This is a genomic window from Amycolatopsis pigmentata (genome assembly GCF_042684065.1).
GTDB lineage: Bacteria > Actinomycetota > Actinomycetes > Mycobacteriales > Pseudonocardiaceae > Amycolatopsis_E > Amycolatopsis_E pigmentata.
In genome coordinates this window covers 934,492-949,125 of sequence record NZ_JBHUKR010000004.1, presented here as the reverse complement: position 1 = coordinate 949,125, position 14,634 = coordinate 934,492, and the positions used below count along the sequence as shown (strand labels likewise).

The 14,634-nt window shown below is 69.1% G+C and carries 12 protein-coding genes; 7 read left to right on the top strand and 5 right to left on the bottom strand.

The features are described from left to right. Nucleotides 1-58: 58 nt before the first annotated feature. From ACFSXZ_RS06105 to ACFSXZ_RS06080, 6 genes are all read left to right on the top strand, one after another. Nucleotides 59-274 (top strand): aldehyde dehydrogenase family protein, encoded by a 216-nt coding sequence (locus ACFSXZ_RS06105; RefSeq protein ID WP_378262113.1) that lies wholly within the window; start codon nt 59-61, stop codon nt 272-274. Between the two features lie 22 nt (nt 275-296). Further along, nucleotides 297-968 carry a cyclase family protein gene (locus tag ACFSXZ_RS06100; RefSeq protein WP_378262111.1) on the top strand — a complete coding sequence of 224 codons (672 nt, stop codon included), beginning with the start codon at nt 297-299 and terminating at the stop codon, nt 966-968. 12 nt (nt 969-980) lie between these two features. Further along, nucleotides 981-2,159 carry a mandelate racemase/muconate lactonizing enzyme family protein gene (locus ACFSXZ_RS06095; RefSeq protein ID WP_378262109.1) on the top strand — a complete coding sequence of 393 codons (1,179 nt, stop codon included), beginning with the start codon at nt 981-983 and terminating at the stop codon, nt 2,157-2,159. A 21-nt stretch (nt 2,160-2,180) separates the two neighbouring features. Beyond that, nucleotides 2,181-3,731: a GMC family oxidoreductase gene (locus ACFSXZ_RS06090; RefSeq protein WP_378262107.1), complete on the top strand. Its 1,551-nt coding sequence runs from the start codon at nt 2,181-2,183 to the stop codon at nt 3,729-3,731. Further along, nucleotides 3,728-5,200: an aldehyde dehydrogenase gene (locus ACFSXZ_RS06085; protein ID WP_378262105.1), complete on the top strand. Its 1,473-nt coding sequence runs from the start codon at nt 3,728-3,730 to the stop codon at nt 5,198-5,200. Before ACFSXZ_RS06090 ends, ACFSXZ_RS06085 begins: the two co-directional genes overlap by 4 nt. A gap of 519 nt (nt 5,201-5,719) precedes the next feature. Next, nucleotides 5,720-7,687, top strand: a complete 1,968-nt coding sequence (locus ACFSXZ_RS06080) for an ArnT family glycosyltransferase (protein ID WP_378262103.1) — start codon at nt 5,720-5,722, stop codon at nt 7,685-7,687. 56 nt (nt 7,688-7,743) lie between these two features. Here ACFSXZ_RS06080 and ACFSXZ_RS06075 read toward each other — a convergent pair whose 3' ends face one another. Genes ACFSXZ_RS06075 through ACFSXZ_RS06055 form a run of 5 tightly spaced genes read right to left on the bottom strand, consistent with a single transcriptional unit; the run spans nt 7,744 to nt 13,383 of the window. Further along, a complete protein-coding gene (locus ACFSXZ_RS06075) occupies nt 7,744-9,102 on the bottom strand; it encodes a CapA family protein (RefSeq protein ID WP_378262101.1) in 1,359 nt (452 codons plus the stop codon). After that, a complete protein-coding gene (locus tag ACFSXZ_RS06070; protein WP_378262099.1) occupies nt 9,099-10,988 on the bottom strand; it encodes a CocE/NonD family hydrolase in 1,890 nt (629 codons plus the stop codon). Before ACFSXZ_RS06070 ends, ACFSXZ_RS06075 begins: the two co-directional genes overlap by 4 nt. Continuing rightward, entirely contained in the window at nt 10,988-11,827 is an 840-nt protein-coding gene (locus tag ACFSXZ_RS06065; RefSeq protein WP_378262097.1) for an ABC transporter substrate-binding protein, read from the bottom strand. Before ACFSXZ_RS06065 ends, ACFSXZ_RS06070 begins: the two co-directional genes overlap by 1 nt. Before the next feature lie 33 nt (nt 11,828-11,860). Then, nucleotides 11,861-12,643 (bottom strand): amino acid ABC transporter ATP-binding protein, encoded by a 783-nt coding sequence (locus ACFSXZ_RS06060; RefSeq protein WP_378262095.1) that lies wholly within the window; start codon nt 12,641-12,643, stop codon nt 11,861-11,863. Then, complete coding sequence (locus ACFSXZ_RS06055; RefSeq protein ID WP_378262093.1) at nt 12,643-13,383, bottom strand: amino acid ABC transporter permease; 741 nt, start codon at nt 13,381-13,383, stop codon at nt 12,643-12,645. The genes ACFSXZ_RS06060 and ACFSXZ_RS06055 overlap by 1 nt, the downstream gene beginning before the upstream one ends. Nucleotides 13,384-13,519: 136 nt before the next feature. Between ACFSXZ_RS06055 and ACFSXZ_RS06050 the strand changes: the two genes are divergently transcribed. Further along, entirely contained in the window at nt 13,520-14,602 is a 1,083-nt protein-coding gene (locus ACFSXZ_RS06050) for an ArsR/SmtB family transcription factor (RefSeq protein ID WP_378262091.1), read from the top strand. Nucleotides 14,603-14,634: the final 32 nt, after the last annotated feature.

Below are 14,634 nucleotides of genomic sequence, written 5' to 3'. Positions count from 1 at the left end.
GTGGACATGGCCAAACGGCACGCCCTACGGTCTCGTCGGTGGCTTGTGGACGTCCGATGTGGCCCGTGCCCATCGCGTCGCGGCCCGTATCGACTGCGGACTGGTGTCGGTGAACACGTTCCGGCCGATCCTGCCCGCGTTGCCCTACGGCGGATTCAAGATGAGCGGTATCGGAAGGGAAAACGGGCTCGAGGTGCTGGACGACTACACGGAGACCAAGGCCGTGTACGTCGATCTGTCCACGGAAGAACCGGCGGATCCCTTCCGTGACTGAGTGGCTTCGAGGAGGGACGACGATGTCCATGGCTCGCGTGGCCGATCTGACCCGTCCGCTGGAACCGGGAATGCCGCACGCGCGGACCATCCCGGCGGCCGAGTTCACCCAGGTCCGCACCTGGCCCGAGCATCACATGCGGGCGATGCGCCTGGACATGCCGACCCATATCGGCACGCATCTGGACGCCCCGTCGCATTTCGTCGAGGACGGGGCGACGATCGACCAGGTGCCCCCCTCGGCCCTGATCGGGCGGGCCTACTGCGTGCAGGCGCTGCGTGAGGGACCGGACCCGGTGTCGGCCGCGGACCTGAGGTCTACTTTGGACAAAAGCGGAGTGGTGCTGCGGGACGGTGACGCGTTGCTGATCCGGACCGGCTGGGACGAGCGGTACTACGAACCGGACTATGTGGACCGGCACGCCTACCTGACCCCGGACGCGGCGGACTGGGCCGCCCAAACCGGGTTGCGGCTGGTCGGCGTCGACACGATCACGCCCGAGTATCCGATGGGCATGCGTCCGCCGGACTACACCCACGAAGTACACGGACGGCTGCTCCGCGCGGGCACCCTGATCGTGGAAAACCTTGTGCTGCACGAAATCCCGGATCGCTGGGTCACGCTCTTCCTCGGCGCCCTGCGGGTGCTCGGCGGCGACGGCGCCCCGGCACGGGCCCTGGCTTTGTTCGACTGAAAGTGGTGACGTGTGAAGATCGAACGGGTTGACATCGTCGTCACGGAGCTGGCCGGACGCGTGCGGCGCACGATGTCCAGCGGCTCCTACGACACCGGGCCGGAAGGTTCGCCGATGGGCAAACCGGTCCTGGTGCGGATACACGCCGAAGGCGTCACAGGTTACGGCCAGGTACGACCCACCGCGCCTGGTCACTTCGTCCCGGACACCGTCCACAGCGTGGTGGCGGCGGTCCGGGACATCTACGCCCCGTATCTGATCGGCAAGGACATCTTCGACATCGACGCGATCTGGGCCGATTTCGATCTCCTCCTGCCGTTCAACTCCAACGCGCGCGCGGCCGTCGACTTCGCGCTGCACGACGCGATGGGGAAGGCCGTGGGACTGCCGGTGCACAAGCTGATCGGCGGCCTGTGCCAGTCCCGCATTCCCCTGGAGTGGTCGGTCAGTCTCGCCGACGACGTGGGCAAGATGGTCGCCGACGCCGAGCGCGCGGTGCACGAGTTCGGGATCCGCGTGGTCTGCCTCAAGGCCGGTGGGCGCGGCGGCTGGCGCGAGGACGTGCGGAACTTCGCCGCCGTCCGGGAGGCGGTGGGCCCGGACGTGGTGATCGGGGTCGACCCGAACACCGGCTGGCAGGTCAACGAGACGATCCAGGCGATGGCCGCGCTCGCCCCGCTGGACCTGGGGTACGTGGAGCAGCCGGTGGGGCGGCGCGACATCGAGGGCCTGGCCAGGGTCCGCGCGGCGGCGGCCGGTGTTCCGGTGATGGCGGACGAAAGCCTGTTCACCATCCGCGACGCCTACGAACTCGCCCGCGCCGAGGCCGTCGACGTGCTGTGCATCAAGCTCTACAAGACCGGCGGCATCCATCAGGCCAAGCGGATCGCCGCGATCGCCGAGGCGGGCCACCTCCGGCTCAACATAGGCGGTCTCGCGGTGCAGTCGCAGCTGGAAGCCGCCGCGGGCGCGCATTTCTGCGCGAGCCTGCCGGAACGCCACGTGATGCCGGGCGCGGAGTTCATCTTCGGGCTCGGTGTGGCCGGGGCCGACCCGTTGGTGGGGGAGAGCGACTTCACCATCTCCGACGGGAAGGTGGACGTGCCCACCGGTCCGGGACTGGGGATCACGATCGACGAGGACGCGGTCGCGGCGCGGACCATCGTCAGCGAAACGGTCTCGCGAGCCTGAATTCGGTTACAGGAGGGGCAGATGGAGTCCGATCACTGGGATGTCATCGTCGTCGGCGCGGGCTCGGCGGGCGCGGCACTGGCCGGCCGGTTGAGCGAGCGGCCGGAGCTGCGGGTGCTCGTGCTCGAGGCGGGACCGGACTGGCTGGCGGCCGACTGCCCGCCCACCCTGCGCAACCCCACCAACATGTACAAGTGGGACGTCACCACCCAGGGTGCCGTGCCGCCGGAATACCAGTGGCAGGGCCAGTCGGCGCGGCGGATCGCCGGTCGTTCCGCGGCACCGTATCTGCGTGGCCGTGGTTTGGGCGGCTGCTCGTCGGTGAACGGCTGTTATGCCATCCGGCCACCGGTCGAGGAGTTCGTCGACTGGGTCGCCGCCGGCTACCACGGCTGGGGTCCCGATGACGTCCTGCCCTACTTCGCGCGCCTCGAACGCGACGCCGACTTCCCCGACGAGCCCTATCACGGTCAGGACGGGCCCACGCCGATCACGCGGGTGCCGCAGGAGGAGTGGGGCAGCATCGACGAAGGGCTGCGCGATTCCGCGCTGCGGCTGGGCCACAAGTGGGAGGCCGACCACAACGCGCCGCGGACCGAGGGTGTCGCGCTGACCGCCTCCAACATCGAAAACGGGCTTCGCGCCACCACGAACGATTCTTATCTGGAGCCCGCGCGCAAGCGGGACAACCTGCGCATCGTCGGCAACGCGCTGGTCGACCGCGTCCTGCTGACCGCGGGCCGGGCGACCGGTGTTTCGGCTATTGTGGACGGTCAGCCTCGCGAGTTCCGGGCGGGCGAAGTGATCCTGTCCGCCGGTGCGCTGCTCAGCCCGGCCATTCTGCAACGGTCCGGGATCGGTCCCGCGGGGTTGCTTTCCGCACTGGACATTCCGGTGGTGGCCGATCTCCCGGTGGGGGTCGGGCTGCAGGACCATGCCGGTTTCGAACTGCTGTTGAAGATCCCGCGGGCGCGCCCGGCGGCCAGTGGCAGGCGGCGGGGTAACTGTACGGTGCGGCACAGTTCGGGCCTTCCGGATTCCGGGTTCGGCGACCTGTTGCTCACCGACGTCAATGTGGCGCCCGGCGGCGATTTGGGTGGCCTGCTGTGCAAGCTGGCGCATTGTCATTCGCGGGGTTCGGTGCGGATTTCTTCGCGGGACCCGGAAACACCGCCGTCGGCGGACTTCAACCTGCTGGGAGACCCTCGGGACGTGGCGCTCGCCCGGTTCGCCTTGCGGCACGCCTTCGATCTGGTGCGGGCGGGCGGTTTCCCGGCGGGAACGTCGTTCGTCGACGTGAACGGCGATGATGTCGACCTCGCCATGTCCGACCCCGAACTGGACGGCTGGGCGGCCGCGGTGATCCGCGACACGGCGCACGCCGCGAGCGGATGCTCGATCGGTGGTCCGGACCATCCGGCGGTTCTGGACCTGGAGTGCCGCGTGCGGGGTGTGGAGAACCTGCGCGTGGCCGACACCTCCGTGCTGCCGACCGTGCCGAGGGCCAACACGCATCTGACCGCGATCATGATCGGTGAGCGGGTCGCCGACTGGGTGAAGGAATCCCGATGACCAAGGACTACACGAATCAGTTCGTCGACGGCATGTGGGTCCGGGGTTCCGGTCCCGAATTCTCTTCCGTCGACCCGTTTTCCGGCCGGGAGTGGGTGCGGCTGACCTCCGCGACGCGCGAGGACGTGGCACGCGCGATCGGCGCGGCGGAGAAGGCGGCGCCGGAATGGGCGCGCACGCCCGGCGTGGAACGGGGCCGTTTGCTGGACGAACTCGCCGGCGCGCTGCGCGACAACCTGGACGCGCTCGCCGAAATCGAGACGCACGACAGCGGAAAGGTCTACCGCGAGAACAAGGCGCAGATCGCGTTCGCCGCGCGGAACTACCATTTCCACGCGGGCAACGCGGACAAACTGACCGGCGAGTCGAAACCGCTCGACAACTACGACATGGTCGACTTCACCACCCGGGAGCCGATCGGCGTCACCGCGTTGATCACCGCCTGCAACTCGCCGTTGAGCCAGCTCGCGAACAAGCTCGCCCCCGCGCTGGCCGCCGGCAACACGGCGGTGGTCAAACCGTCGGAGCACGCCAGCACGAGCACACTGGAGTTCGCGCGCCTGGCGGAGGAAGCGGGTTTCCCGCCCGGTGTGATCAACGTCGTCACCGGGGCGGGTGAGACCGGGGACGCCCTCACCTCCGATCCCAGGGTCGGCAAGATCAGCTTCACCGGTGGGGTCGGCACGGCCCGCCGGGTGGCGGCGAACGCGGCGCCGAACCTCGTGCCGTGCGTGTTCGAGCTGGGCGGGAAGTCGGCCAACATCATTTTCGACGACGCGCACCTCGGCCGCGCGATCGTCGGCGCGGTGGCGGGCATCTTCGCCGCCGGTGGCCAGACCTGCATCGCCGGTTCCCGGCTCCTGGTCCAGGACACGATCTATGACGAGGTCGTCACCGCGCTCGCGGCGCGGGCCGGCGAAATCCGCCTCGGCGACCCGATGGACCCCGCGACCGAACTGGGCCCGATCACGCACCGGGGACAGTACGAATACGTGCTGAGCCGCATCGACGAGGCGATCGCCGACGGCGCGCGCCTGGTGGCGGGCGGTCGCTCTGATGTGGACGGAGCCCCGGACGCGCTTTTCGTCCGGCCCACGGTGTTCGCCGACGTCACCCCCGAAATGCGGCTGGCCCAGCACGAGGTGTTCGGGCCGGTACTGGCGATCATGCGCTTCCGGGACGAGGCCGAAGCGGTCGAGATGGCCAACGGCACCGACTACGGGCTCGCCTCGGGCATCTGGACCACGGACATCACCCGCGCGCACCGCGTGGCCAAGCGTCTCGCGGCCGGCACCGTGTGGATCAACACCTACCGCACGAGCGCGGCGCAGGCACCGTTCGGCGGCGTCAAACGAAGCGGCTACGGCCGCGAGCGCGGCACCGAAGCGTTGCTGGAGTACACCCGCACCAAGAACACGATGATCGACCTTTCGGGCAGTGACCGGGACCCCTTCCGGCTCGGCACCTGACGGGTTCGGTGCACGACCCTCCGATGGTTGAGCTGGTGTTTGAAGCCTCGGATCAGTTGCCGCGTTTCGTTGCGGTGCACGGATTCGTGTGGTTCGTTGCCGAGGTTCCCCCCGCGCAGGACGGATCGTCCTGACACGACGTCACCTGTTCGTGTAACTCTTTGGCCTTTCGGTCGCCTGTGCGTTCGATAAAATGAGGTATGCCTGAAACGTCCTCCGCCCGCTCGGCGATGCCGGGTGACAGAACTCGGCCAGGGCGATCCCGGTGTGGCCTCGGCAGGACACGGCCCCGCCGGGCGGTTCTGCTGGGCAGGCCAGGGTGCACACGTGGCAACAACGGCGCTCTACGACGAGATCGGCACCGGTTACTCGCTGGGACGGCGCACCGTGGGACGCCGGCTTCCGTCTCATCGTGTCGCACACGGGTGACACCACGGTCGAACCTGACGGCACGGAAGTCAGCCTGGGCTCAACCCGTGGGTTGACGACGCGGGCTTCGTGACCCGCTGTCATGGGTCCATGACAACTGGGGTGATCCGGAAACCCGGCGTGCGCTGGGAAAACGGGGTGCTGGCCGGGGTACTCGCCGTAGCGGCGGTGCTCTACTGCTGGTCGTTGACGGGGCGGACGGTCCAGCCGTACTACGCGGCGGCCGTGCATTCGATGGCACGGAGTTTCCCCGCGTTCTCCTTCGCCGGTTACGACCCGGTGGGCGTGGTGACCGTCGACAAGACGCCGATGGCGTTCTGGGTGCAGGCCGTCTTCGCCTCGGTCTTCGGCTACCACACGTGGCTGGTGGCCTTGGTGCAGGCGGCGGAGGGAGTGGCCGCGGTCTTCGTGCTGCACCGCACGGTGCGGCGGTGGGCGGGGGAGACCACGGCGCTGGTCGCCGCCGCGCTACTGGCGCTGTCCCCGGTGACCGTGGCGATCGACCGGGACATCCAGCCGGACGCGCTGCTGGTGCTGCTCCTGCTGCTCGCGGCCTACTGCGTCACCCGCGCCGTGGAGGGCGGACGTACGGGGTGGCTGACCGCCGCGGGTGCGCTGGCCGGGTTCGCCTTCCTGGCGAAAATGCTCGCGGCCTGGGTCGTGTTGCCCGCGCTCGCGGTGGCCTACCTCGCGGCACCGGTCCGTGCGGGCCGGAAAGCCTGGCAACTCGCGCTCGCCGGGGCGATCACCTTGGTCGTCTCGTTGTCGTGGCCACTACTGGTCAGCGTTTCGGGAGACCGGCCCTACGTCGGCAGCACCGCCGACGACTCCATCTGGGGGCTGATCTTCGGTTACAACGGTTTCGGCCGCGTACTGGGCACGGACACGAGCCCGCTCGGTGCGCTGGGGAACGTCATGGGGAGCCAGTTCGGTGGTTCTCCGGGGCCGCTGCGGTTGTTCGGCGCGGAGGTCGGTGGGCAGATCGGGTGGCTGTTGCCGGTGGCGCTGGTGTCCGTGCTGATCGCCGCCGGAATCGGGGTGCGTTCCCGCTCCGGGACCCGGGTCCAGGTCGCGGGCTGGCTGCTGTGGGGAGGCTGGCTGGTCTGCTATGGGCTGGTGTTTTCCTTCGCGGGCGGCATTTTCCACACCTACTACACCTGCGCGCTGGCCCCCGCGGTCGCGGCCTGCGCCGCGGCCGGGCTGGTGACGTGCCTGCGGTGGTACCGCGCGGGCAAGCGCGCCGGTCTGCTGCTTCCGGCGGCGATCGCGGGGACCGCGCTGCTCGCGTTCGTGCTCCTGGACCGCACGCCGGACTGGTTGCCGTGGCTGCGGTTCGCGATCCTCGTCGCCGGTGTCCTCGCCGCCCTGGCCATGCTCGTGCCGGCGCGCTGGAATCGAAATGCCGGACAACCAGGCGCCGCTGAGCCCCGCACCGGCCGATCAATGGTCTTCGTGGCCGTGACCGGCGCGCTCGCGATGATCGCGGCTCCCGCCGCGTTCGTGGTGGACACCGCCGCTTCCCATCCCGACGTCGTCAGCGCCGCCGACCCCTCCGCCGGACCGTCCACATCGGACGAAAGCGCCGGTGCGCAGGTTGCCCTGGGGAGCAGCGCCGCCCGCGCCTACGTGCGGTTCATGGAGGCCGCCACGCGGCTTTCCGCCGGTCAGCGCGAAATCCTGGCCTACACGACCGCGCAGGACCCGCACGCACCGATTTCGCTGGCGGTCGAGGGCGGCACCTACGGCACCGATCCCTTCCTGCTCAACACTGACGCACAGGTGGTCGCGCTGGGCGGGTATCTCGGCCTCGACCCCGCGCCGACGGCCGGACAGCTGGCGGACTGGGTGCGCACCGGCCGGGTCCGGTTCGTGCTCCTTCCCGACGTTTTCCTCCACCTCGGCGGCGGTGACCAGAACCGGACCGGCACGGCAGGCGTCGGCGACGACAACGAGATCGTGGCGCGGGTCGGCTGGTTCACCCACCATTGCCGGCCCGTTCCCCCGGCGCGGATCGGGCCGGACGCGGCGTCGGCCGGGCTCCTGTTCGACTGCCGGTGACCCTGCCGGTCCGGCGGACCGGCCGTCCACATCGGAACACGGCCGGTCCGCCTTCCTCACATCGCGATACGCCCGATCCGGCCGTCGAAGGCAATGGCCGTCCCGTAGGGCTGGGACAGCCGTTGGAGGCGCCCGATGATCCGGGCCGCGACTTCTCCTTCGGCGAGCCTCGGGATACCGCGATCGGCGTCCCGGGGCCCCTCCCAGCGGAGTTCGACCGGATGGAGCTCGAGGTGGTCGAGCCGGCCGTCGTCCCGGAAACGGGCCACGGTGACCACGCTTTCGTACCAGATCCGTTCGGCGAACACGCCGTGGACCCGCTTGCGTTCCGAGTGTTCGGCTTCGGTCTCTCCGGGCAGGATTCCGTTCTTCTCGTATTCGTCACGGGTCAGCGGTTGCTGGGTGTTTTCCCGGAAGACGAAGTTGCCGAGGGAATAGCAGATCGGTCGTCCACAGTAGACTTCGATGCCCCGGAGCTGGTGCGGGCCGTGGCCGATGACCGCGTCCGCCCCGTTGTCGATCGCTTCCCGGGCGATGACGGGAAGGAAGTCCGGCGGCACGTCGCTGTAGTTCCCGGGTTCGTGGGTATGGATCGCCATGATCGCGAAATCCGATGTCTGCTTCGCCTGCCGTATCGAGTGCAGGAGTTCCCGGCGATCGGCTTCATGAGGTGTGAAGCGAAACTCCACGGTGTCCATCGTGGACTTTCCCGCGGCGTAAGTGGTCCCGAACAGGGTCACCGTGCCGTTGTCCGCGTCGGCCTTGGCGATCGACGGGCGGATCGACCCGGCGGGAAGAGCGTCCCGGACGCGGGCGAGTTCCTCCAGCCACTCCGGACGGACGCACACCTCTCGCGTCGTGCGCAGGGTGTTCGCCCCCGGCCGTCCGCGCACCCGGCCCAGCGGGTCGATGGCCCGGGACATCGGTTCGAACCGGGTCGCGACCGACACGAGCGAGACGCGGCCGCTCCGCGTGTTCAGGAACCGTGGCGAGCAGGCGTCCGTGCGGTTCTCACCGGTTCCGGCGTGCACGATGCCCGCTTCGGTGAGGAGGTGGTCCGTGGACCGCATACCCGCGACGCCCCAGTCGGTGGTGTGATTGTTCGCCCGCGACATCAGGGTGAAACCCATCCCGCGCAGATCTGCCGGGACCCGGGGAGAGCTGACCAGCCAGGCGCCACCCGACTCGGCTTCCGGCCAGCCGGTGAACGTGGTGAAGTCGATCGCGGTGCTTTCGAAGTTGCCGAACGTGACGTCCGCCGACCGCAGCAGAGCCAAGAGATCCGGGTCCCGCCGCTGGAGCACCGGTGTCAGCTCGTCGTCGGCGATGAGGTCACCGACCGCGGCGAGGGTGAAGCCGCCGGGGACGTTCGCCTGCCGCCAGGAGGGTGCGAGCTTGCCGTCGGGAACGGTCACGCGCCACCTGCCGGAGAAGGCAGGCACGGCAGGGTCAGCCAGGACCGGCCGCCGGTGTGGACCCGGTTGGTCGCGACGACCTTCCGGCGGTCGCCGACCTCGGGGCGTCCGGTGTTCGTGTTGACGTCGAAACGCGGGAAATTGCTGGAGCTGACGTCGAGCCGGATCCGGTGCCCGGCCAGGAAAAGGTTGGCGGTGTCCGGGGCCTCGACCACGATGTCGTAGGTTTCGCCGGGGGCCAGGGGTTCCGGGGCACTGAAGGAATCGCGGTAACGGCACCGGAGAATGCCGTCGGTGAGGTTCATGGCGAATCCTTGGGGATAGTCTTCGGTGGGCGGGTGGACGTCGACGAGTTTGACGGTGAAGTCGGTGTCCGCGGCCGACGACGAGACCGCGAGGTGAACCGTGATGGGTCCGGCGATCGCGAGGTCTTCCTCCAGCGGCGGAGTCTGGAACACCAGGACGTCGGGTCTGCTCTCCAGCGGCAGATACGGGGGAGACGCCCCGAAGAACCGCTCGTCCGGATGCTGGTGGAACGCGCCGCCCGCCATGACCGGTTCGCCCGAGGTGATCTGCCCGCCCATCGACGGCACCGGATCGTGCGGATCGAAGTCGTACTCCAAATAGGACGGACCGTCCGGGTGCGGGTGTCCGGGGGCGGCGAGCGAACCGTCGGCGTGAAGTTCGAAGACCCGGTGGTCGGTGTTCTCCGGCGGCCATGTCTTCGCGGTGTACCAGCGACCACCGTGGTCGAGACGTCCGTCGGCGTTCTTGCGTCCGGAGCCTCCGCCCATGAGGAAGAACCGCACGGCCGGGGGAGGTTCCGTGGCAGGCGTCGCGGCGAGGTGGGCGTCGAACCAGCGCAGGCGCATCGACACGTAGTCCTCGTCGAGATTGCCGTCGAGTGGTGCGTGCTGCCCGAAATCCACGTCACCCGCGTAGGCGAAGCTGCGCGCGCCGTGCGTCCACGGTCCGAGCACCAGATAGGCCGGGCTGCGCTTCTTGCGGCTCAGCTCCAGGAAATTCTCGGTGGCGGTTCGGATGTAGGGGTCGTACCAACTGGAAATGTGCAGGCTGGGCACGTCCGGGAAATCGTCGTAGTAGCCGCGCGCGTAGATCCCCGGCTGCCGCCAGTACTCGTCGAACGCGCCGTGCTCCCACTGCTCCAGCAGGTAGTGCTCGTACTCCGGCACGAACCGCAGCGGGGTCGCGCCACGGCGCCACGGCATCCGTGTGAACCACGCCTTGAGGTCCTCCCCGGCCAGCGTGGACCGCAGCACCGGATCGGCCAGGACCTTGGTGCTGTTGCGGGCACGGTGGAAGGCCCAGGTCACCTGCTTGAGCTCGAACGCCCCGCCCATCCGCGTGCCCGCTTCGTAGGCACTGGCGAACCCGCCGGAGTCGAGGAACATCGCCGCCAGATGCGGCGGCGAGAACGACGCGAGCGCCGCCTGCGCATGGGCCGAATAGGACACTCCCATTGTCGCGACGCGACCGTCGCACCAGTCTTGCGCGGCGATCCATTCGACGGTGTCGTAACCGTCGGCGGCCTCGTTGAGGTACTTGCTGAACGTGCCGCCGGAATCGCCCCGGCCGCGGCAGTCCTGACGCACCAGGCGGTACCCGCCACGCACGAAGCGCTCCGCCACGATCTCGGGCCGCGGTGGGAGGTCGCCGCCGAACGCGCCGTCGGACTGCCGGGCGTCCCGGCGCCCGTACGGTGTCCGTTCCAGGATCACCGGTCCGGCGGCCGGCCCGGGCGCCTCGGCATAGAGATCGGCGACGAGGATCGTCCCGTCGCGGGCGGGAACGTCGACGACCAGCCGCCAGCACGATCGTCCGCCGGGCAGGCGCACGTGTTCCCATTCACGCTCGGTCACCGGCATCACTTGTCTCCGGCGAACCGCGCGGCGAGCGTGGGCCAGGCGGCGAGAAGTTCGGGCTCGGGCGCGGTGGTGAAGTACTTCCGGTACAGCCGGACGTAGGTTCCGTCGTCGACCATCGCGGCGATCTGGTCGTTCAGCGCCTTGAGCAAAGCGCCGTGGTCCTTGGGTACGGCCATCGAGGTCGGGTGGTCGACCGGCACGGAGGCGGTGACCCTCAGGGCCGGATACTGCTTCATGAACTGCTCGGCGTCGGGGCCGCCGACGACGAAGGCGTCGATGTTGTTGTTGAGCAGCTGGCTCACCGCGGTGTTCGAGTTCGGGAACCCGATCGGCAACGCGCCCGGCATGTTCTTCGGTACGAACGGTTCCTGCGCGGCACCGGTCACCACGCCGACCTTCTTGCCGGAGAATCCGGTGAGCGCCGTTCCGGCGTTCGCCGCGGTGGTGAGCACCGCCGTCGTGCTCCAGAACAGCGGCTTGGTGAAATCGACGGTCTTCTGCCGTTCTTCGGTCACGCCGAGTCCCGTGGCGGCCAGGTCGTACTGGTGGGTGGTCAGCCCGGCCAGGACCGAAGTGACCGTCGTGGTCTTGTAGTCGACCTTGAGCCCGAGCCTGCGGGCGGCTTCGTCGCTCACCTCGATGATGAAGCCCACGGGCTTGCCCGACGGGTCACCGTAGGAGAAGGGCGGAAGGGTGGTCTGGGTGGCGGCATGGATCGTGCCCGGGTCGATCAACCCGTAGGGGTTGCCGTTCGCGGGCTGGGCGGGTCCGGCACCGCAGGCGGAAAGCAACAGGCCGCACAGGGCCGCGGCCGGCAGACGACGTCGTGATGCAGGCATGGGAATCCTCCTGGAAGAGGGGTGAGGCCCGGGTCAGAGGACCCGGGCGAGGAACTCGCGCAACCGCGCGGTGCGGGGGTTTTCCAGTGTCGGACGGGCGGGGCCGGTCTCGGCGACCAGACCTTCGTCCATGAACACCACGCGGTCGGCGACCTCGCGGGCGAAGGAGATTTCGTGGGTGACCACGACCATCGTCATGCCGGAGCCGGCGAGGGCCCGCATGACATCGAGAACGTCCTTGACCAGTTCCGGATCGAGCGCCGACGTGGCCTCGTCGAACAACATCACTTCCGGTTCCATCGCGAGCGCCCTGGCGATGGCCACCCGCTGCTGTTGCCCGCCGGAGAGCCGGTTCGGGCGCTGGTGCGCGAGCGGGCCGAGCCCCAGCCGGTCCAGCTGCGCCATCGCGGCGGCCTCGGCCGCCTGCCTGGTGAACGACCGGACGTGCCGCAGCCCGGCGGTCACGTTGCGGAGCACGGTCATGTGGGGAAACAGGTTGAAGTGCTGGAAGACCATGCCCACCCGCGCGCGTACCGCGTCGGCGTCCACTCCGGATCCCGTGATGCGTTCCCCGCCGAGCCGGATCTCGCCCGCGTCCGGCGGTTCCAGCAGGTTGAGGCACTTCAACAGGGTCGACTTCCCCGAACCGGAGCGGCCGATCACACAGATCGTCTCGCCTTTGGCCACGTCGAGGTCGACGCCACGGAGCACTTCGAGCGCCCCGTAACGCTTGTGGAGGCCGCGCACGGAAACGGCGGGCACTTCTTCACCGGTGTTACCCACACTGTCCTTTTCGGTCGTGGTCTGTGTCCGCATCAGCCCACCTCTTCGGTCAGGGCGGCCGCGGAGGCGACGGGTGCCCGGCGGCCTTCCCGCATGCGGTGGTCGAGCCGGTTGACCGCGTAGGTCAACGGAACCGTGAGCAGCAGGTAGCACAGACCCGCCGCGACGAGGGCCGACGAATTGTAGGTGGCGGCCTGGCGTTCCTGGGCCAGGAAATAGATTTCCCGTTGCCCCACGCCGAGTCCGAGCAGATACACCAGGGCGCTCTCCTTGATGTCGATGATGAACTGGCCCGCGAGCGCGGGCAGGACGTTGCGCACGCCCTGGGGAATGACGACCACGCGCATCGCGGTGAGGTAGGACATGCCGAGACTGCGGGCGGCGTGGAGCTGACCGGCCGCGACCGCCTGGATACCCGAGCGGAAGATCTCCGCGGAGTAGGCGGCGGAAATGAGCCCGATGGCGAGGACGGCGTACCCGAGCGGGTCGCGGCCGAAGGGACGGATCCCGGCCGCGGGAAGGCCCACGCCCACCAGGCTCACCGTGACGATCGCGGGAAGACCACGGAACACGTCGACGTAGAGGCGGGCGGGAAGCCGGACGAGCCGGCGCCGCGAGAGCAGGAACATGGCCAGCACGATCCCGGCGACCACCCCGAAGACGATCGCGAGCCCCGCGATCAGCAGGGTGTTGCGCAACCCTTCGGTGAGGATCGCCGGAAGAATTCCCAGTATTTCGGGGAAATCGAAGAACGTATGGAAGAAGTCACGCACTTTCTGGTCTTCCTGTCAGTGGGCAACGAAGGAAACCGGGCCCGGCCGGCGGGTGGTGGAAAGGTTAAGTCCGGCCGGCGGCGATACGGTGGACGCTTACCGCGCACGCGGTAAGCGTTGCCTCTACGCTGCCGTGGTGGCCGTAGTCCTCAACACGGTCGGCGCCACCGCCGCCGACCTGGTGGTCGGTGTCTCGCCGTTGGCGGAACTCATGGCGTGCCTGCACGCGATCGCCGAACCGGAGCATCACGTGGAAAGCCGTTCCTGGCTCCAGCGCGTCCGCGGCGGCCTGACGCCCGGACTGCAGAACCAGTTGACCACTTTCGCCCCGCTCTGGGCCCGCCGCCGGTGTCGGCTCCTGCTGCCCTTCGAACTCCCCTTGGGCCGGACGCTCGAGGACGAACTCGCCCTTCTGGCGAACCTGCCGCTGAGCCGGTTCACGGCGATCGCCGCCGACGCGATCCACGGGATCGACATGGACATCGGTGTCCTGCCCGACGACACCGCCGCGCAGGACGCCTTTGTCGCATCGTGCGAACGGCGATCGTTCAGCCGGGGAGAACTCGCCCGGCACCTCGTCCGCGATCCGGAAAACCTGCGCGGCGGACTGCTCGAACTGCTGCGGCGGTGTGCCGACGAGTTCTTCTCCGACGAATGGCCGAGAGTCCGGCATCGGCTGGAAAGCGAGTGTTCGGAGGTGCGCGCGCGGGTCAACGCCCTGCCCGTCCCCGAGACGCTCGCGTCGTTGTCGACGAACGCGGTGGTGCGCCAGAACCCTCCGGCGGTCGTGTTCGACAAGCTTCAGTCGCTCCGCGCCGACCTCCGTGGCCGCCGCTGCCTTCTGGTGCCCTCGGTCCACGCGCGACCGCACCTGATCGTCAAGGTGGAGCCGACTTTTCCGGTGGTGGTGCACTTTCCGGTGAAGAGCGCGTCCGGCAGCGAACCGGAACGGCTGGCGCAGGTCCGGCTCCGGCTCGCGGTGCTGGCCGACCCGGCGCGGCTGGCGCTGTGCCGTCATCTGGTCAACGAACCGATCACCACGTCGGAGCTGGCCGCCCGCACCGCGATGACGGCGCCCCAGGTTTCGCGTCACCTGCGTGGCCTGCGGGAGACCGGACTGCTGATCTCGCACCGCGACGGGCGCATGGTCTACCACCGGCTCAACCTGCAGCGGCTCATGCACCTGGGAATCGACGTCCTCACCGCGGTCATCCGCTGATCGCCGGGGTGCCCGCGAGCGGCGGGGAAGGG

What these genes read in the sequence shown, in the direction of transcription:
- ACFSXZ_RS06100 (WP_378262111.1), top strand. Translation starts at nt 297, where the DNA reads ATGTCCATGGCTCGCGTGGCCGATCTGACCCGTCCGCTGGAACCGGGA.
- ACFSXZ_RS06090 (WP_378262107.1), top strand. Translation starts at nt 2,181, where the DNA reads ATGGAGTCCGATCACTGGGATGTCATCGTCGTCGGCGCGGGCTCGGCG.
- ACFSXZ_RS06085 (WP_378262105.1), top strand. Translation starts at nt 3,728, where the DNA reads ATGACCAAGGACTACACGAATCAGTTCGTCGACGGCATGTGGGTCCGG.
- ACFSXZ_RS06080 (WP_378262103.1), top strand. Translation starts at nt 5,720, where the DNA reads ATGACAACTGGGGTGATCCGGAAACCCGGCGTGCGCTGGGAAAACGGG.
- ACFSXZ_RS06070 (WP_378262099.1), bottom strand. Translation starts at nt 10,988, where the DNA reads ATGCCGGTGACCGAGCGTGAATGGGAACACGTGCGCCTGCCCGGCGGA.
- ACFSXZ_RS06065 (WP_378262097.1), bottom strand. Translation starts at nt 11,827, where the DNA reads ATGCCTGCATCACGACGTCGTCTGCCGGCCGCGGCCCTGTGCGGCCTG.
- ACFSXZ_RS06060 (WP_378262095.1), bottom strand. Translation starts at nt 12,643, where the DNA reads ATGCGGACACAGACCACGACCGAAAAGGACAGTGTGGGTAACACCGGT.